General features: G+C 73.2%; 19 protein-coding genes and 1 pseudogene. 10 read left to right on the top strand and 10 right to left on the bottom strand.

From position 1 onward, the window contains the following. The first annotated feature begins 88 nt into the window (after nt 1-88). The 8 genes from EFE23_RS18890 to EFE23_RS18855 all read left to right on the top strand — a co-directional run bounded on the left by EFE23_RS18890 (nt 89) and on the right by EFE23_RS18855 (nt 9,105). Complete coding sequence (locus tag EFE23_RS18890) at nt 89-1,261, top strand: THUMP-like domain-containing protein (RefSeq protein ID WP_123242268.1); 1,173 nt, start codon at nt 89-91, stop codon at nt 1,259-1,261. A 70-nt stretch (nt 1,262-1,331) separates the two neighbouring features. Further along, a complete protein-coding gene (ybaK, locus tag EFE23_RS18885; protein ID WP_123242281.1) occupies nt 1,332-1,811 on the top strand; it encodes a Cys-tRNA(Pro) deacylase in 480 nt (159 codons plus the stop codon). A gap of 221 nt (nt 1,812-2,032) precedes the next feature. Continuing rightward, nucleotides 2,033-3,133: a sugar ABC transporter substrate-binding protein gene (locus EFE23_RS18880; protein WP_123242280.1), complete on the top strand. Its 1,101-nt coding sequence runs from the start codon at nt 2,033-2,035 to the stop codon at nt 3,131-3,133. Between the two features lie 107 nt (nt 3,134-3,240). Next, complete coding sequence (locus EFE23_RS18875) at nt 3,241-4,059, top strand: ATP-binding cassette domain-containing protein (RefSeq protein WP_123242267.1); 819 nt, start codon at nt 3,241-3,243, stop codon at nt 4,057-4,059. Then, on the top strand, nt 4,056-5,315 hold the full coding sequence (locus EFE23_RS18870; protein WP_123242266.1) for a sugar ABC transporter permease: 1,260 nt from the start codon (nt 4,056-4,058) through the stop codon (nt 5,313-5,315). Before EFE23_RS18875 ends, EFE23_RS18870 begins: the two co-directional genes overlap by 4 nt. 25 nt (nt 5,316-5,340) lie before the next feature. Further along, a complete protein-coding gene (locus EFE23_RS18865; protein ID WP_123242265.1) occupies nt 5,341-6,522 on the top strand; it encodes an ROK family protein in 1,182 nt (393 codons plus the stop codon). 123 nt (nt 6,523-6,645) lie between these two features. Continuing rightward, nucleotides 6,646-8,214, top strand: a complete 1,569-nt coding sequence (locus tag EFE23_RS18860; RefSeq protein ID WP_123242264.1) for a pectate lyase family protein — start codon at nt 6,646-6,648, stop codon at nt 8,212-8,214. 153 nt (nt 8,215-8,367) lie between these two features. Next, the gene (locus EFE23_RS18855; protein ID WP_123242263.1) at nt 8,368-9,105 is read left to right on the top strand and encodes a DUF4142 domain-containing protein; all 738 of its coding nucleotides are present in this window, start codon (nt 8,368-8,370) and stop codon (nt 9,103-9,105) included. Between the two features lie 24 nt (nt 9,106-9,129). Here the strand turns inward: EFE23_RS18855 and EFE23_RS18850 are convergent, their stop codons facing one another. Genes EFE23_RS18850 through tsaB form a run of 4 tightly spaced genes read right to left on the bottom strand, consistent with a single transcriptional unit; the run spans nt 9,130 to nt 11,569 of the window. Next, a complete protein-coding gene (locus tag EFE23_RS18850; protein ID WP_123242262.1) occupies nt 9,130-9,384 on the bottom strand; it encodes a hypothetical protein in 255 nt (84 codons plus the stop codon). Between the two features lie 15 nt (nt 9,385-9,399). Then, a complete protein-coding gene (gene tsaD / locus EFE23_RS18845) occupies nt 9,400-10,446 on the bottom strand; it encodes a tRNA (adenosine(37)-N6)-threonylcarbamoyltransferase complex transferase subunit TsaD (RefSeq protein ID WP_123242261.1) in 1,047 nt (348 codons plus the stop codon). Between the two features lie 5 nt (nt 10,447-10,451). Beyond that, nucleotides 10,452-10,895, bottom strand: coding sequence for a ribosomal protein S18-alanine N-acetyltransferase (gene rimI, locus EFE23_RS18840; RefSeq protein WP_123242260.1), 444 nt, complete (start codon nt 10,893-10,895; stop codon nt 10,452-10,454). Continuing rightward, a complete protein-coding gene (gene tsaB / locus EFE23_RS18835) occupies nt 10,892-11,569 on the bottom strand; it encodes a tRNA (adenosine(37)-N6)-threonylcarbamoyltransferase complex dimerization subunit type 1 TsaB (RefSeq protein ID WP_123242259.1) in 678 nt (225 codons plus the stop codon). The genes rimI and tsaB overlap by 4 nt, the downstream gene beginning before the upstream one ends. Nucleotides 11,570-11,801: 232 nt before the next feature. On the opposite strand from tsaB, the gene EFE23_RS18830 reads away from it, so the two are divergent. Next, entirely contained in the window at nt 11,802-12,503 is a 702-nt protein-coding gene (locus tag EFE23_RS18830; protein ID WP_123242258.1) for a helix-turn-helix domain-containing protein, read from the top strand. Here EFE23_RS18830 and ung read toward each other — a convergent pair. The 6 genes from ung to EFE23_RS18800 are packed head-to-tail and all read right to left on the bottom strand — an operon-like array spanning nt 12,492 to nt 17,841. Beyond that, nucleotides 12,492-13,193, bottom strand: coding sequence for a uracil-DNA glycosylase (gene ung, locus EFE23_RS18825; protein WP_123242257.1), 702 nt, complete (start codon nt 13,191-13,193; stop codon nt 12,492-12,494). The two genes, EFE23_RS18830 and ung, sit on opposite strands and share 12 nt — an antisense overlap. Before the next feature lie 60 nt (nt 13,194-13,253). Continuing rightward, nucleotides 13,254-13,736 (bottom strand): tRNA (adenosine(37)-N6)-threonylcarbamoyltransferase complex ATPase subunit type 1 TsaE, encoded by a 483-nt coding sequence (tsaE, locus tag EFE23_RS18820; RefSeq protein WP_123242256.1) that lies wholly within the window; start codon nt 13,734-13,736, stop codon nt 13,254-13,256. 14 nt (nt 13,737-13,750) lie between these two features. Continuing rightward, entirely contained in the window at nt 13,751-14,842 is a 1,092-nt protein-coding gene (locus EFE23_RS18815) for an alpha/beta fold hydrolase (protein WP_123242255.1), read from the bottom strand. Further along, entirely contained in the window at nt 14,839-15,957 is a 1,119-nt protein-coding gene (gene alr / locus EFE23_RS18810) for an alanine racemase (protein ID WP_123242254.1), read from the bottom strand. Before alr ends, EFE23_RS18815 begins: the two co-directional genes overlap by 4 nt. A 25-nt stretch (nt 15,958-15,982) precedes the next feature. Then, nucleotides 15,983-17,416 carry an NAD(P)H-hydrate dehydratase gene (locus tag EFE23_RS18805; protein ID WP_123242253.1) on the bottom strand — a complete coding sequence of 478 codons (1,434 nt, stop codon included), beginning with the start codon at nt 17,414-17,416 and terminating at the stop codon, nt 15,983-15,985. Nucleotides 17,417-17,472: 56 nt separating this feature from the next. Next, nucleotides 17,473-17,841, bottom strand: a complete 369-nt coding sequence (locus tag EFE23_RS18800; RefSeq protein WP_123242279.1) for a holo-ACP synthase — start codon at nt 17,839-17,841, stop codon at nt 17,473-17,475. A 225-nt stretch (nt 17,842-18,066) separates the two neighbouring features. On the opposite strand from EFE23_RS18800, the pseudogene EFE23_RS18795 reads away from it, so the two are divergent. Next, a pseudogene (locus EFE23_RS18795) lies at nt 18,067-18,254 on the top strand (hypothetical protein); the annotation flags it as partial.

Below are 18,254 nucleotides of genomic sequence, written 5' to 3'. Positions count from 1 at the left end.
CCGACCTGCCGCACCCCGGACGGCGGCCGGGCACGGGGGCGGCCGGGGGCCGGCGGGGGCGGAGGGCGGCACCACCGACAATGGGCGCGTGGACCTGGACCAGCTCGCCGCCCTGCGTACCCCCGAGGGGTCGGCCGCGCTCCGCTCGACCGGGGTGCCGGCCGGGCTGGCCGCCGCCGCGCTGACCCAGGCGGAGCTGCGCCGCCGCGCGGTCGGCAAGTTCGGTCCCGAGGCCGCCGGCATGTTCCTCACCCGGGCCGGGCTGGAGCAGGCCACCCGGCGGGTGGTCGCCGACCGGCGGGCGGCCCGGCTGCGCGCCGCGGGGGTGACCACGCTGGCCGATCTGGGTTGCGGCCTGGGCGCGGACGCGCTCGCCGCCGCCCGCGCCGGCATCCGGGTGTACGGGGTGGAGGCCGACCCGGTGACCGCCGCGATGGCCGCCGCGAACGCCGAGGCGGCCGGGCTGGCGGAGCTGTTCACGGTGGAGTGCGGGGACGCCACGGCGTTCGACGTGACCGCGGTGGAGGCGGTCTTCTGCGACCCGGCGCGGCGGAAGGCCGGCACCGGCCGGCGGATCTTCGACCCGAACGCCTACTCGCCGCCCTGGGACTTCGTCACCGGGCTGGCCGCGCGGGTGCCGCACACCGTGGTGAAGGTGGCCCCCGGCCTGGACCACGCGCTGATCCCGGCCGGCGCCGAGGCGGAGTGGGTCAGCGTGGACGGCGACCTCGTCGAGGCGGCCCTCTGGTGCGGCGCGCTGGCCGAGGTACCCCGCCGCGCCACCCTGCTGCGGGAGAAGGAAGGGTCCCCTCCTGACGCCTCCGTTAGGGCGGCGGCCCCCGCCGATCAGCTCACCGGCTCCGGCACGGACGAGGCGCCGGTCGGGCCGGTCCGCCGCTTCCTGTACGACCCGGACCCGGCGGTGGTCCGGGCGCACCTGGTCGCCGAACTGGCCGGTGGACTCGACGCCACCCTCGCCGACCCGAGCATCGCCTACCTGTACGCCGAGGCGGCCCGACCCACCCCGTTCGCCCGCTGCCTGGAGGTCACCGACGTGCTGCCGTTCTCGCTGAAGCGGCTGCGCGCGCTGCTGCGGGAGCGGCGGGTCGGCCGGGTGGAGATCCTCAAGCGCGGCTCGGCGCTGGAGCCGGAGAAGCTGCGCCGCGACCTGAGGCTGGCCGGGGACGGCGCAGCCAGCCTGGTGCTGACCCGGGTGGCCGGCGCGCCGACCGTACTGGTCGGCCAGCCGGTACCGGGCTGAGCCGGCGGCCTCGTTCCCGGCCCGTGGTTTCGACTCGCCCGCCGGCCCCACCCGGGTTAGCGTGTCGGCCATGGCGGGACAGGGCACTCCGGCGACGGCACTGCTGACCAAGCGGAAGATCGCCCACAGCACCCACCCGTACGACGTCTCCCCCGAGGCGCCGAACTACGGCGCCCTGGTCGCGGCGGCCCTGGGGGTGCCGCCGGCGCAGGTCTTCAAGTCGCTGGTCACCGAGGTCGACGGCGGCCTCACCGTGGCGGTCGTGCCGGTCACCGGGGAGTTGGACCTGAAGGCCCTCGCGGCGGCCGTCGGGGGCAAGCGGGCCGCCATGGCCGACCGGGCCGCCGCCGAGCGCGCGACCGGCTACGTGCGGGGCGGGATCAGCCCGCTCGGCCAGCGCAAGCGCCTGCCCACGGTGATCGACGCGTCCGCGCTGACCCATCCGACCGTCTACGTCTCGGCCGGTCGCCGCGGCCTGCAACTGCAACTCGCCCCGGCCGATCTGGTCGCCCTCACCGACGCCGTCACGGCCCCGATCGCCACCGCCTGAACCGGCCCGGCAAGGCCGGTTGGGAGCGTTTCCGGACGTCAGGCGGTAAGCGCTCGCACCACGGTGACGGCCGGGTGACAGTCGCGTTGCTGAATTGTTACCGCCGCCAACAAAACTCTGACCTCGACAGTCTTGCGCCTTCACCGCAGCGGGGAATACGTTGCCGGACACAACAAAACACCGACAACTACTTCCCCCACCCTCCGAAAGGACCCATGCAGATGCGCAAGGGCTTCCTCACCTTCGCGGCCGTCGGTCTCCTCGCGACCGGCAGCATGGCCGCCTGTGGTGACAACGGCGGTTCCGACCAGGCCGGCGGTTCGAACGACAAGAAGCCGAAGATCGGCGTGATCCTCCCGGACAGCAAGTCCTCCGCCCGTTGGGAGGGCGCGGACCGCAAGTTCCTGGAGGCGGCGTTCAAGGCCGCGAACGTCGACTACGACATCCAGAACGCCCAGGGCGACAAGACCCAGTTCCAGACCATCGCCGACCAGATGATCACGAACGGCGCCACCGTCCTGATGATCGTCAACTTGGACGACGGCACAGGTAAGGCCGTGCTCGACAAGGCCAAGTCGCAGGGCGTCGGCACGATCGACTACGACCGGCTGACCCTGGGCGGCTCCGCCCAGTACTACGTCAGCTTCGACAACGAGGCGGTCGGCAAGCTCCAGGGCGAGGGCCTGAGCAAGTGCCTGACCGACAAGGCCGCGAAGAACCCGGTGGTGGCCTACCTGAATGGCTCACCCACCGACAACAATGCGACCCTGTTCAAGAACGGGTACGACTCGGTACTCAAGCCGAAGTTCGACTCAAAGGAGTACGTGAAGGGCCCGGACCAGGCCGTTCCGGACTGGGACAACGCCCAGGCCGCCACGATCTTCGAGCAGATGCTCACGCAGACCAATGGCAAGATCGACGGTGTGCTGGCCGCCAACGACGGCCTCGGCAACGCGGCCATCTCGGTGCTGAAGAAGAACAAACTCAACGGCAAGGTCCCGGTGACCGGCCAGGACGCCACCCCGCAGGGCCTGCAGAACATCCTCGCCGGCGACCAGTGCATGACGGTCTACAAGGCGGTCAAGAAGGAGGCGGACGCCGCCGCCGAGCTGGCCATCGCGGTTGCCAAGGGCGAAAAGAAGGACACCGGGCAGACGGTGCACGACCCGAAGGGCAACCGCGACGTTCCGGCCGTGCTGTTGGAGCCAAAGGCAATCTACAAGGACAACGTCAAGGACGTCGTCGCCGACGGGTTCGTCACCAAGGACGAACTCTGCACCGGCGAGTACGCGAAGCTCTGCGCCGACGCCGGCATCAGCTGACCTGTCCTACCCGCCTCAGGCGACGCCGCCCGGCACGGGTCTCCCGTGCCGGGCGGCTCCCGCGCCGGACGGGCTCCGAGATCTCCCTCCATCCAAAGGAGAACCCCGTGTCCGCAACCCCCCTGCTGGAGCTACGCGGGATCGACAAGAGCTTCGGTCCCGTCCAGGTGCTGCGTGACGTCGCCTTCACCGCGCACGCCGGCGAGGTCACCGCGCTGGTCGGCGACAACGGCGCCGGCAAGTCGACCCTGGTCAAGTGCATCAGCGGCATCTACCCCACCGACGCCGGCGAGTTCCTCTTCGACGGCCGGCCGGTGAGCATCAACAGCCCGCGGGACGCCGCCGCGCTCGGCATCGAGGTCGTCTACCAGGACCTCGCGCTCTGCGACAACCTTGACATCGTGCAGAACATGTTCCTCGGCCGGGAGAAGCGCAGCGGCATCGTGCTCGACGAGCCGACCATGGAGCAGATGGCCGCCGAGACCCTGGCCGGGCTGAGCGTCCGCACCGTGAAGTCGCTGCGCCAGCACGTCGCCAGCCTCTCCGGCGGCCAGCGGCAGACCGTCGCCATCGCCAAGGCCGTGCTCTGGAACAGCAAGCTGGTCATCCTGGACGAGCCGACCGCCGCGCTCGGCGTCGCGCAGACCGCCCAGGTGCTGGAGCTGGTCCGCCGGCTGGCCGACAACGGCCTGGCCGTCGTGCTCATCTCGCACAACATGAACGACGTCTTCGCCGTCTCCGACCGGATCGCCGCGCTCTACCTCGGCCAGATGGTGGCCCAGGTGAAGACCACCGACATCACCCACTCGCAGGTGGTCGAGCTGATCACCGCCGGCCGCTCCGGCAACCTCGGCCTCGCCGCCGAACCCGCCGCCAACGGCAACGGCGCCGCGCCCGCCGACACCACCCCAGGAGCCGTCCGATGACCACCACCGCCGTGAAGAAGGAAGGCCCCGCCGCCGTCACGCCGGCGCCGACCGTCGGCACCCACCTGAACAACTACTGGCGCCGGGTACGCGGTGGCGACATCGGTGCGCTGCCCGCGGTGTTCATGCTCCTCGCGCTCTGCGTCGGCTTCTCGATCGCCCGTCCGTCGTTCTTCACCGCCGGCAACTTCGCGAACCTGTTCACCCAGGGCGCCGCGGTCACGCTGATCGCGATGGGCCTGGTCTTCGTCCTGCTGCTCGGTGAGATCGACCTCTCCGCCGGCTTCGCCAGCGGCGTCTGCGCCGCCATCCTGGCCAACGTGGTCACCGTGCTCGGCTACCCCTGGTACGTCGCGGTGCTCGCCGCCATCGTCACCGGCGTGGTGATCGGCACCGTGCTCGGCCTGCTGGTGGCGAAGGTCGGCATCCCGTCCTTCGTGGTCACCCTGGCCGGCTTCCTCGCCTTCCAGGGCGTCGTGCTGATGCTCATGAAGTCGGGCGCCAACATCTCGGTGCGGGACGACACCCTCGTCGCGATCGCCAACCGCAACCTCTCCCCCGCGCTGGGCTGGGCGCTGGCCGCGGTGGCCGTCGCCGGGTACGCCGCGGTGCAGCTGCTGCGGCACCGCAACCGGGCCGCCCGCGGCCTGCTCACCGACCCGATCGCAGTGATCGCCGCCCGCATCGTCGGGCTGGGCGTCGTCCTCGGCGTGCCGGTGTTCATCCTCAACCAGGAACGCAGTCGCCTCGCCCTGATCAGCTCGGTCAAGGGCGTGCCGATCGTGGTGCCGATCATCGCGCTGCTGCTCGTCCTCTGGACCTTCGTGCTGCACCGGACCAGCTACGGCCGGCACGTCTACGCGGTCGGCGGCAACGCCGAGGCGGCCCGCCGGGCCGGCATCAACGTCGACCGGATCCGCATCTCCGTCTTCGTCATCTGCTCCACGATGGCGGCGATCGGCGGCATCGTGGCGGCCAGCCGGGCCAACTCGGTGGATCCCAACACCGGTGGCAGTAACGTACTGCTCTACGCCGTCGGCGCGGCGGTGATCGGCGGCACCAGCCTCTTCGGCGGCAAGGGCCGGGTCCTCGACGCCGTGCTCGGTGGCGCGGTCGTCGCGGTCATCGACAACGGTATGGGACTGATGGGGTACAGCTCGGGGGTGAAGTACGTGGTCACCGGCGTGGTCCTGCTCGCCGCCGCCACCATCGACGCGCTCTCCCGGCGGCGGGCCGCCGCGACCGGCACCCGCTGAACCCCGCACGGACATGGCTGTGGCAATGCGCGCGGGACCGAGTCAGGACGAGATCCGTCGGCAGAACCTGGGCGCACTGCTCCGCTACGTGCACGTGCACGGGGCGACCACCCGCGCGGAGCTGACCACCGCGCTCGGGCTCAACCGCAGCACCATCGGCGCGCTGACCGCCGACCTGGCCGGCGCCGGTCTGGTCAGCGAGGGGACGCCGAAGGAGACCGGCCGGGCCGGGCGACCCTCGCTGGTCGTCCGGCCCGAGTCGGCCCGGATCTACGCGTACGCGTACAGCGTGGAGGTGGACCGGCTGCGGGCCGCGCGGGTCGGTCTCGGCGGTGAGGTGCTCGACAGCCGGGAACTGGACCGGCCCCGGAACCTGGTCGCCGGGGAGGCCGCGCCGCTGCTGGCCGGCGCGGTCAAGGAGATGCACCAGTCGGTGCCGGCCGACTCCATCTGCGTCGGCGCCGGCGTCGCGGTCTGCGGCATGGTCCGCCGCGAGGACGGGCTGGTCCGGCTGAGCCCCACCACCGGCTGGGTGGACGAGCCGATCGGCGCCGCGCTCGCCGCCGAACTGGGTATCGACGTACCGATCACCGTGGGGAACGTGGCCGACGTGGCCGCGTTCGCCGAGCACGCCCGGGGCGCCGCCGCCGGCTGCGACAACGTCATCTACCTGTACGGGGACGTCGGCGTCGGGGCGGGCATCATCGCCGGCGGGCGGCGGTTGACCGGGCACGGCGGGTACAGCGGCGAGGTCGGCCACATGGTGGTGGTCCGGGACGGCCTGCTCTGCGACTGCGGCCGCCGGGGCTGCTGGGAGACGGAGATCGGTGAGCACGCGCTGCTCCGGGCCGCCGGCCGCTCCGACGCCCGGGGCCGGGAGGCGATGCTGGCCGTCTTCGACGCCGCCGACCGGGGCGACGCCCGCGCCCAGGCCGCCGTCCGGCAGGCCGGCGACTGGCTCGGCTTCGGCGTGGCCAACCTGGTCAACATCTTCAACCCGGAAATGGTCATCTTCGGCGGCACCATGCGCGACCTCTACCTGGCCGCCGCCGCGCAGGTGCGCAGCCGGCTCAACTCCAACGGACTGCCCGCCTGCCTCGAGCACGTGCGGCTGCGCACTCCGAAGCTCGGCGACGACGCGGCGCTCGTCGGGGCGGCCGAACTGGCCTTCGAGCGGCTCCTCGCCGACCCGCTCGACGTCGGCTGACCGCCGGACACACCTTGCCACAACTATAGACGTCTCTCTATTCTCGTCTTGGAAAGCGCTTTCCAGGGGCCGGGGACCTGACCAGAGCAACACCCACCAGTGATGACTGAAGGTGAGGCGAGGATGAGACGACCAGTAGTACGAGGACTCCAGGCGGCATTCGCGACGACGGCCATCGGGGCCGCGATCGGCCTGGTGCTGCCGACACCCCAGGCTTCGGCAGCGACCGGCAGCGCCACCGGCTACGCGACCCGCAACGGCGGAACCACCGGCGGCGCGGGCGGGCAGACGGTACGCGCCACCACGGGCACCCAGATCCACGCGGCCCTGTGCAATCGGGCCAGCAGCAGCACCCCGATCACCATCGAGGTCGAGGGGACCATCAACCACGGCAACACCAGCAAGGTGTCCGGTGCCAGCTGCAACACCGCCGAGGACAAGATCGAACTCAAGGAGATCAGCAACGTCACCATCATCGGCGTCGGCGGCGGGGCCATCTTCGACCAGCTGGGCATCCACATCCGCGACTCCAGCAACATCATCATCCAGAACGTCACGGTCCGGAACGTCAAGAAGTCGGGCTCGCCCACCTCCAACGGCGGTGACGCCATCGGCATGGAGAGCAGCGTCCGCAACATCTGGGTCGACCACGCCACCCTGGAAGCCTCCGGCGGCGAGGACGAGGGGTTCGACGGCCTCTTCGACATGAAGGACAACACCCAGTACGTGACGCTGTCCTACAGCATCCTGCGCAACTCCGGCCGCGGCGGCCTCATCGGGTCCAGCGAGAGCGACCTGTCGAACAGCTACATCACCTTCCACCACAACCGCTACGAGAACATCGACTCCCGTACGCCGCTGCTGCGCGGCGGCACCGCCCACATGTACAACAACCACTACGTGGGGCTCAGCAAGTCCGGCATCAACTCCCGGGCGGGCGCGCACGCCAAGGTGGAGAACAACTACTTCGAGGACTCCAAGGACGTCCTCGGCACGTTCTACACCGACGAGCTGGGCTACTGGCAGGTCAGCGGCAACATCTACGACAACGTGACCTGGTCCGCCCCGGGCACGGAGAATCACCCGGCCGGGCCGAACCCCCAGTCCAACACCAGCGTCAGCATCCCCTACGCCTACACCCTCGACGGCGCGAGCTGCGTGCCGGACATCGTCCGGCAGACGGCCGGCGCCAACACCGGCCTGAAGGTGTCGGACGGCAGCTGCTCGCCGCAGCAACCGTCGCCGACGCCGACCAGCCCCACGCCCGCACCGACCACCCCCACCCCGGCGCCGACCAGCCCCACCCCGGCGCCGACCACGCCGAGCGGAACCAACCTCAGCATCGGGGCCGACTCCGACGGCTCCAGCAAGGCCAGCGGAACGAGCTACGGCAACGTGCGCGACGGTGACATGAGCACCTACTGGTCGCCGGCCGGGTCCACCGGTGAGGTCTCGATCAAGTGGGGTTCCAACACCACGGTCTCCAGGATCATCATCCGTGAGGCGGCCGGCGCCGTCGGCACCATCGGGGCCTGGCAGGTCATCAACTACGACACGGGGGCCGTGCTGACCTCCGGCAGCGGAGCGGGCGTCATCACCTTCGCCCCGACCTCGCTGCGCAAGATCACTTTCAAGATCGTCAGCTCGACCGGCACGCCGAAGGTCGCCGAATTCGAGACCTACGCCGGATAGCCGCCGGGTGCGGGGGCCGACAGAGCGGGCCCCCGCACCCGGTCCACCCGGTGAACCGACCGGTGCCGTGATCCGTACCAGTGTCCGGACGGGCGCCGTCGGCGCGACCGTCCGCGACATCCGCGTACCGGTCCCCGAGGAGGCACCGCAACCATGGCACCGCTGGAATCCGTACGCCGCCGGCTGGCGCACCGGGTGATGCTGCTGCTCGTCGCGCTCGTCGCGGGCATCGGCGTCCTCCCCGCCACGGCGTCGGCCGCGCCCGCACCCGGTCAGCAGCTCAACGCCGCCGACATGACCCTGCTCAACGGCGTCCGGCTGGCCGGCCTCTGGGAGATGCCCGCCGGGCAGATGGCCGCCGAGAAGGGCCAGTCCAAGCGGGTACGCGAGATCGGCGCGGAGATCGCCCGCCAGCACGAGGTGCTGGACCGGCTGTGTGTCGAGGCGGCGAACCGGCTGGGGGCGACCCTGCCGACCACCCCGACCACCCAGCAGCAGGGGTGGCTGACCGAGATGCAGAACGCCACCGGCAACCAGTTCGACCAGATCTTCGTGACCCGGCTCCGGGTGGCGCACGGCAAGATCTTCCCGGTGATCGGCGCGGTCCGGGCCAGCACCCGGGATCCCATCGTCCGCAAGCTCGCCGAGGAGGCGAACAAGTTCGTCAACGACCACATGACGATGCTGGAGAGCACCGGCCTGGTCCGCTGGCAGCAGCTCCCGCCCGCGGCGCTGCCCCCGGCCCAGAGCGACTCGCTGGTCGCCGCGGCGGGGGCCAACGTCGGCAGCGGCGGCGGGGTCCAGGTCAGCACCACCGTGGTCTGGGCGGTGTTCCTCCTCGCCCTGCTCACCGCCGGCTACGCCACCTGGCGCATCCTGCGCCGCAACTGACCTCGCCCGGTCGGCCGCCCGCCGTCAGCGGTCGACCTGGGTGAAGTCCCAGGTGTGCGGCGGGCGGGCGACCAGCGTCGGCGGCGGGTCCGGCAGGGCGCGTGGGTTGCTCCGCCACTTCGAGATCACCACCAGCCGGTGATCGGTGGACGAGAACACCTCGCTGGACAGGTGCAGCGGGTCGTGGTCGAAGTCGGGCAGTGCCGTCTCGCACACCCAGGTGATCAGGTCGGCGAAGCCGTACGGCTCGGCCTTCGCCTCCCACATGCGCACGATCACGTCGGTCCCTCCCGGTCAGACCCTGACCACGGTCAGCGGCATCGCCGAGTCGGCGGGCAGGTCGAGGCGGCTCGGCGCGACGCCGGCGGCGACCAGGTGCGAGCCGAGCGCCGCCACCATCGCGCCGTTGTCGGTGCAGAGTTTCGGCCGGGGCGTACGCACCCGGACGCCGTGCTTGGCCGCCCGGTGCTCGGCCATCGCCCGCAGCCGCGAGTTGGCCGCCACCCCGCCGCCGATCACCAGCGTGTCGATGCCGCTGCTGCGGCAGGCGTCCAGCGCCTTGCCGACCAGCACGTCGCAGACCGCCTCCTGGAAGGACGCGGCCACGTCGGCGACCGGCACCGCCTCGCCGGCCCGCTGCCGCGCCTCCACCCAGCGGGCCACCGCGGTCTTCAGGCCGGAGAAGGAGAAGTCGTAGCGGTGCCCGACCAGGTCCTTGGCGGCGGTCAGGCCGCGCGGAAAGGCGATGGCGGCGGGGTCGCCGGCCCGCGCCTCCCGGTCGATGTACGGGCCGCCGGGGAACGGCAGCCCGAGCAGCCGGGCCACCTTGTCGAACGCCTCGCCGGCCGCGTCGTCGATCGTCGAGCCGAGCGGGGTGACCTCCCGGGCCAGGTCGTCGACCCGCAGCAGCGAGGAGTGCCCACCGGAGACCAGCAACGCGATCGCCGGCTCGGGCAGCGGCCCGTGCTCCAGGGTGTCCACCGCGACGTGCGCGGCGAGGTGGTTCACCCCGTACACCGGCTTCTCGGCGGCGACCGCGTACCCCTTCGCGGCGGCGACCCCGACCAGCAGCGCACCCGCCAGGCCCGGGCCGGACGTGACGGCGATCGCGTCGATGTCCGCGATGGTCACCGCGGCCTCCTTCAGTGCCCGGTCCATGGTCGGCACGATCGCCTCCAGGTGGGCGCGGCTGGCCACCTCCGGCACCACGCCACCGAACCGGGCGTGCTCCTCGACGCTGGAGGCCAGCGCGTCGGCGAGCAGGGTGTGCCCGCGTACGATGCCGACCCCGGTCTCGTCGCAGGACGTCTCGATGCCCAGGATCAGTGGTTCGTCAGCCATGCTCGTCAGTCCTCGGTGCGCTGCATGACCAGCGCGTCGGTGTTGCTCGGTTGGTAGTAGCCGCGCCGCACGCCGATCGGCTCGAAGCCGTACGTGGCGTAGAGCCGCTGCGCCGGGGCGTTGTCCGCCGCGACCTCCAGCAGCGTGCTACGGATGCCGCGCCGGGCCGCCTCGGCGAGCAGGGCCTCCAGCAGCAGCCGGCCGATCCCCCGGCGCTGGGCGTCCCGGCGGACCGCGATGTTCTGCACCCACGCCTCGTCCGGCGGGGCGACGGCCAGCCCGGCGTAGCCGAGCACGCTGCCGTCGTCGTCGGTGGCGACCAGGTAGTGGTGCCGGTTCGCCAGCTCGTTCCAGAACATGGCCGGCGACCACTGCTCGGCGCCGAACAGGTCCGCCTCGATCGGCAGCACGGCGTCGATGTGCCACCAGCGGAACCGGTCCAGTTTCACGGCAGGACCGGCTTGTGGCCGGTGGCCGCGACGGCGTCCGGGCGGCGGAGGTAGAGCGGGTTGAGCGGCTCGGCGGGGGCGCCGGCGCGGATCCGCTCGGCGGCCAGCACGGCCAGTGCCGTGGCGTCCGGATAGCGGGGCTCCTCCCGCACGGGCAGGCCGAGGACCTCCGCGTACCGGTGGGCGCCGTCGCCGACCGCGACGGTGACCGCGAGGTCCCGGGCGCGTTCGGCGGCGACCCCCGGGGTGTCCACGTTCGGCCCGGCGATGCGCTGCCCGGCGCCGTCGTAGACCGCCCAGTAGACCTCCCGGCGGCGCGCGTCACTGGCGACGAGCACCGGCTCGCCCACGGCCACCGGGTGGCCGATCCCGTCCAGCGAGCAGACACCGTACGTGGGGATGCCGAGCACCTGGCCCATGGTGGCGGCGGTGACCAGACCGACCCGCAGCCCGGTGAACGGTCCCGGGCCGAGCCCGGCGACGATCGCGCCGAGATCGGCGGGGCGGGCGTCGACGTCGGCCAGCACCGCGTCCACCTGCGGGGCGAGCAGCTCCCCGTGCGCCCGGGCGTCGACCGTGCACCGCTGCGCGCGGGCCACGACACCGTCCGCCGAGACCTCGACCACGGCGGCGGTCACCGCAGGCGTCGAGGAGTCCACCACGAGTACGAGCACGGTAAGCCAGCCTAGCCGCCCTGCCGTCACGCCCGGTCACGGCCCGTCCCCATGCGACGACGACCGCCGGCCGCCGGGCCCGGGCGAGCGGGGCGGCCCAGGGGCAGGCCCGCCTGGCCCGCTACCCAGGGTGACTCGCGCCGACCGGCGCACCGGTTGAGAGCGACATGTCCGAGAGACATGAATATGACTGAGCGACATGTCGCTCTCCACTCTTCGTCATCATCGTGGGGTGTCCGACAGCCGCCTGGCCCGCCAGATCGCCACCACCATCCGGCACGAACGGGAACGCCGGGAGTTGACCCAGCAGGCCCTGGCCGACCTGGTCGGGCTCACCCAGGGCGCACTGGCCCACATCGAGCGGGGCAGCCGGATCCCGAGCCTGCCGGTGCTGGAACGGCTGCTCGCCGCGATGGACGTCCAACTCACGGTCGGGGTGGAGCCGCTGGACAGCCACCTGGACGCGGCGCTCGACGCGCTCGCCGACGCATCCGTGGTCGAGCGGATCCGGGAGATCGGGTTGGACAGGATGCTCGACGCGCTGGGCGAGCTGCCGTACGTGCTGACCGGGAGCTCGGCGGCGCTGCTGCAGGGCGCGCCGCTGCCGGTGGGCGCCGTCGAGGTGGCGGTGCGCTGGCGGGACTCGCCCCGACTCACCGGCTTCCTCGAGGCGGCCTACGCGCAGCGCTGGAACGCGCGCTGGGAGGAGTGGGGCGGGCTGCGGCTGGAGCCCGAGGAGCCGGGCGAGCACCGGTGGCAGACCCTGCACGGCGAGCTGCGGGCACGGATGTGCGACGAGTTGCCGCAGCCGGTCGAGGTGCGGTACGGCGGCCGGAGCTATCCCGTCGAGCCGCTGGTCCGGGTCGAGCTGGCCGACCCGCGCGCCGCCGACCTGCTACGCCGGCACCGGCAGCGCCTCGGGTCAGCCGGCTGAGCGTTCCCAGTCGATGGTGGGCAGGCCGGCGTCGGCGAGGGCCTTGTTCGCCGCGCTGAACGGACGGCTGCCCAGGAAGCCGCGCGGGTTCATCGGGCTCGGGTGGCCCGCTTCCAGCACCACGTGCTGCGAGTTGCTGACCAGGGCCGCCTTCTTGCGGGCGTACCCGCCCCAGAGCAGGAAGACCACCCGCTGGTCGAGCGCGTCCAGGGCCCGGATGGTGGCGTCGGTGAACTCCTCCCACCCCTTGTTCGCGTGCGAGCCCGGGGTGGCCTGCCGGACGGTGAGCACCGAGTTGAGCAGCAGCACCCCCTGCGCCGCCCAGCCGCTCAGGTCGCCGCTGCGCGGCTTCGGCACGCCCAGGTCCTCGCCCAACTCCTTGAAGACGTTGCGCAGCGACGGCGGCACCGACACCCCCTCACGCACGCTGAAGCTCAGCCCGTGCGCCTGCCCCGCCCGGTGATAGGGGTCCTGGCCGAGGATCAGCACCCGGGTCTCCGCCGGCCCGCACAGCCGGTAGGCGGAGAAGAGGTCCTCGACCGGCGGAAAGACCGTCCCGCTCGCGTACTCGACGGCGACGAACTCGGCGAGCGCCGCCGTGCGGGCGGCGTCGAGGTGCGGGGTGAGCACCGTCCGCCAGGCGTCCGGGAGGAGCGCCAGCAGGTCGAGGGTGGGCGCGTCGTCGGGCATCGGCAACCTTCCGCCGGGGTGATCGGTCCCCGGCACTGTAGGCGGGAGGTACGACAATCGTCAGTCCAGGGCGGCCAACCGCTGCGCCCAGTCTCCGCCGACCGGCTCGCAGGTGACCACCCGGGTGTCGTCCTCCCGCCGGTCGATGCGTACCCGCAGGTGGGCGTCGGCCAACTGCTCGACCATTCCCTCGCCCCACTCGACCACGGTCACCGCCTCGTCCACCGAGGCGTCCAGGTCGAGGTCGTCGATCTCGGCGCGCGGGTCCGCCGACTCCCCCAACCGGTACGCGTCGGCGTGCACCAGGGTCACCCGGCCGCCCCGCGCCGGGTCGGGCCGGTGCACCCGGGCGATCACGAAGGTCGGCGAGGTGATGTCACCGCGTACGCCCAGACCGGCGCCGATGCCCTGGGTGAGCGCGGTCTTCCCGGCGCCCAGCGGACCGCTGAGCAGCAGCAGGTCCCCGGCGTGCAGCAGGCCGGCCAGCCGGCGGCCGAACTCGTGGGTGTCGTCGACCGTCTTCAGTTCGGCCACCACCGTCACAACGCCACCTCGGCTCACAACGACTCCAGGAAGCGTTCGAGCGCCGCGTTGACCTCGTCGGCGTGCTCCAGCATCACCACGTGCCCACTGTCGTGGATCTTGACGAACTCGGCGTGCGGCAGCCGGCGGACGATCTCCTCCGAGTGGGTCACCGGAGTGATCATGTCCTTGTCCCCCACGATCACCAGCACCGGCGTGCCGGCCAGCGCGGCCAGCGCCGGGAACCGGGAGTGGGTGGCCAGGGTGCGCAGGTAGCGGGTGACCGTGTCGGCGGACGTCCGCGAGTTCATCGTCTCGACGTACGACACCAGGGCCGGGCTGGGCCTCTCGGTGCCGAAGCCGTACCTGCGGGTGAGCAGCCAGGCGACGTTGGAGGTCGACTTGCGGGCCTTGTCGATCACCGTGCCGCCGTACCGGGTGGCGTTGCTCATCATGTAGAGCACCGGCGCGCCGACCCGGCCGAGCAGCGCGGGAGCCACCAGCTTGGTCTCGGCGAGCAGGCCGCCCGAGGTGGCCATCAGCACCGTGCCGACCACCCGATCGCCGAACAGCTCCGGGTACAGCTCGGCCAGCGCCATGATGGTCATGCCGCCCATCGAGTGCCCGACCAGCACCAGCGGCCCCTCGGGAGCGACCTCGTCGATCACCCGGCGCAGGGTCCGGCCCAGCGTGGCGAGGTCGTACTCGCCGGTCTCCAGCCGCCCGGAACTGCCGTGCCCGGGCTGGTCGTACGCGACGATCCGGTAGTCGCCGCGGGCGGCGAGCATCTCGCGCTGGAAGTGGAACGTCCCCATGTCCAGGCAGAAGCCGTGCACCAGCACCACCGTCGGGTGCCCGGCGACCGGGCGGGTCGGCTCGACCACCTCCACGTGGATGTCGGTGCCGTCCGGCATCTCCAGCGTGCGCGCCTCGTCGTACCGCTGCCGGCCGAACACCTCGTGGGCGTACGGATCGGTGGGATCGCTCTTGAGCCGGCGGACCAGGACCCGCTCGCTCACCACGCCCGCGGCGAGCCCGGCGGCGGCGACCCCGACGGCGGCGCCGACCACCCCGGCCACCTTGCCGGCGGCGGTCCGCGGCCGGGGCACGCGGAAGCCTCGACTCATGGCCGCTCGCCGTCGTACGCGCGGGGCACCCGGACCCCGCCGAAGCGGGTGACGATCTCGTAGTTGATCGTGCCGACCGCCTCGGCCCAGTCGTCCGCGGTGGGCTCGCCGTCCGCGCCGCTGCCGAAGAGCGTCGCCACGTCCCCGGCGGCCACCTCGTCGTCGCCGCAGTCGACCACGAACTGGTCCATGCAGACCCGCCCCGAGATCGTCCGCCGCTTGCCGCCGAGCTGCACCGGGCCGGTGTTCGAGGCGTGCCGCGGCACCCCGTCGGCGTAGCCGAGCGGGACCACGGCCAGGTTGCTCTCGCGCTCGGTGAGATAGGTGTGGCCGTACGAGACGCCGGTGCCGGCCGGCACCCGCTTGGTGAGCATCACCCGGGCCCGGGCGGTCATCGCGGGGCGCAGGCCGAACTGCTCGCCGGCGATCGGTGACAGGCCGTAGACCGCCAGGCCGGGGCGGACCAGGTCGAAGTGGGTGTCCGGGCGGGTCAGCGTGGCGGCCGAGTTGGCCAGGTGCCGGTAGCGCGGGCGCAGCCCGGCCCGCTCCGCCAACTCCAGCCCCTCGTGGAACACCGCGAGCTGGCGGTCCGTGGTGGGGTGCCCCGGCGAGTCCGCGTACACGAAGTGGCTCCACACCCCGACCACCTCGACCAGGCCGTCGGCCTGGGCCTTGGCGGCGGCCTCCAGGAGGGCCGGCCAGTCCGCGACGGTGGCCCCGCCGCGCGACAGCCCGGTGTCGATCTTCAGGTGCAGCCGGGCCGGACGGTCCGCCCGGCGGCCCGCCTCGATCATCTCGTCCAGCTGGGTGAGGCTGGCGCAGCCCAGATCGACCCCGACGGTGACCCCGTCGTGCAGCGGCAGGCCCGGGTCGAGCAGCCAGGCCAGCACGGGGGCGGTGATCCCCTCCTGGCGGAGCCGGAGCGCCTCGTCGAGGGTGCAGACCCCGAGCCAGTCCGCGCCGGCGTCCAGCGCGGCCCGGGCCGCCGGGACCATGCCGTGGCCGTACCCGTCGGCCTTCACCACCGCCATCAGCTCGGCGCTGGTGCCCGACTTGAGCCGGGCCACGTTCTCCCGGATCGCGTCCAGGTCGACGCGCACCTCCGACTGCCACATGCCCCCAGCCTACTTCCGCCGGTGATCACCGTGGGCCGTGAGCCGCGCGGCCGGTCCCGACCGCGCTCCGGCCGGCCAGCCCGCGCAGGTACGCGGCCGCGGCGGCCGCCCGCTCCGGGGCCAGCCCGGCGGCGAGCAGCGAGCCGAGCAGCCCGGCCAGCACGTCGCCGGTGCCCCCGGTGGCCAGCACCGGGGTGCCGGTCGGGTTGACGTACGCCCGGCCGGCGGGGGTGCCGATGATCGTGCGGTCGCCCTTCAGCAGCACCACCGCGTTCATCCAGGCGGCCAGCCGCAGCGCCGCCGCCACCCGGTCCGTCCCCGGGGTCTCCCCGCAGAGCCGGGCGTACTCGCGGTCGTGCGGGGTCACCACGATCGGGGCGTCCCGATCGCGCAGCCGATCCGCCATCTTGCCGTCGACCAGCAGGGTGAGCGCGTCGGCGTCGAGCACCACCGGCACCGGCGCGGCGAGCACGGCACGCAGCTCGGCGGCCGACTCCTCGCCGGTGCCCAGCCCGGAGCCGCAGACCCAGGCCTGCACCCGGCCCGCGTCGGCGACCCGGTCGGTGGCGATCACCGACGGGTGCTGGTGCAGCACCTCCGCCCGGGCGCCGCCCGCGTACCGGACCATCCCGGTGGGCCCGGCCAGCGCGCCGCTCACCGAGAGCACCGCCGCGCCCGGGTAGATCGCCGAGCCGGTCGCCACCCCGACCACGCCCCGGGAGTACTTCTCCGACGACGCGCCGAGGGCCGGCCACCAGTCGACGACGTCGGACCACTCCACCACGCGCAGCGCCGGGCTGCCGCGCAGCCACGGCTCCAGCCCGATGTCGACCAGCTCGACGTGCCCGGCGAGCGCGGCGGCCGGGCCCACCACCAGGGCCGGCTTCAACGCGCCGAAGGCGACCGTGACGTCGGCGCGGACCGCGCAGGGCCGACCCGAGGCGGTGAGCGGGACGTGCCCGGTGTCCACCGCGACACCGCTGGGCACGTCCACGGCGACCACGGTGGCCCGGGTCCCGTCCCGCCCGATGCGCTCGGCGAGGCTCGCCGCGAGCTGATCGGCGGTCTCCCGCAGCCCGCCGGTCCCACCGATCCCGACGATCCCGTCGAGGACCAGGTCCACCACGGCCGGGGGCCGGTCGACCAGCCGCCCGCCGGCGGCCCGCAGCGCGGCCAGCCCGTCGGCGTGCGCGCGGCCGGGGGTGAGCAGCAGGGCGGCGACCGCCGCGCCCCGGCGGGCCAGGTGTGCGCCCGCGTACAGGGTGTCGCCGCCGTTGTCGCCGGAGCCGACCAGCAGCAGCACGCGGGCGCCGTAGACGCCGCCCCGATCGGTGAGCAGCAGCGCGCACCGGCGGGCCAGGCCCGCGGCCGCCCGCTGCATCAGCGTCCCGGGCGGCAGGGTGGCCATCAGGCCCGCCTCCGCCGCGCGTACGTCCGCGACCCGCCACACCGGTCTCATGCCACTCCGTCCCGTCCGTGCTGCCCGGGTGGGCCGGCCGGCCCGCCCGGGTCGGCTCACCGTTCCGCGACCACCATCGCCGATGCGATCCCGCCGTCGTGCGACAGCGACAGGTGCCAGCGGTTGATCCCGCGTTCGGCCGCGGCGGCGGCCACCGTGCCGGAGACGGCCAGCCAGGGCCGGCCGGCCGGATCGGGCACGATCTCGCAGTCGTGCCAGTGCAGGCCGGCCGGCGCGCCGAGCGCCTTGGCCACCGCCTCCTTCGCGGCGAAGCGGGCGGCCATCGACTCGGGCGGGCGCGGGTGGCCGGCGCGGGTGTGCCGCTCGGCCTCGGTGAACAGGCGCTCGGCGAGCAGCGGTGTGCGCGCCAGGGCCCGGGCGAACCGGTCCACCAGCACCACGTCGATGCCGACCGCCACGATCACGAAGCTCACCCTACCGGCGCTCGCGGCCCACCATTGGCCACCGCAGGGCGCTGCGCAAGGCCTGTGGACAACCGGGGCGTACCGGTGCCGCCGGTTGTCCACAGGGCCGGCGCCGACGCCGGCCGGCCGCCTAGCGTCCCCGTTGCCCGGTTTCCCGTTCGGTGCCGGGCTCGTCCGTCCGCCGCCGGCACTCCTGCCGGCGTCCTGTCCCACGGGGAGGCACCGATGGCCGAGGAGCCGTTCACCGTCGAGCCCGAGCTGTTGCGCGGGGTCGCCCGGGAGCTGGGCGACGACGCGTACCGGCTGGCGCACGGGCTGGCCACCGCGCCCGGGCTGGTGGCGCCGGCCGACGGCTGGCGGATCGGTGCCGAGCTGGCCGGGCTGGAGGCGGCGACGCAGCGCTGGTGCGGGTC

The organism is Micromonospora solifontis, assembly GCF_003725545.1.
Taxonomy (GTDB): Bacteria; Actinomycetota; Actinomycetes; order Mycobacteriales; family Micromonosporaceae; genus Micromonospora; species Micromonospora solifontis.
The sequence above is the reverse complement of the archived record's forward strand: the minus strand, read 5'-3'. Positions and strand labels throughout refer to the sequence as shown.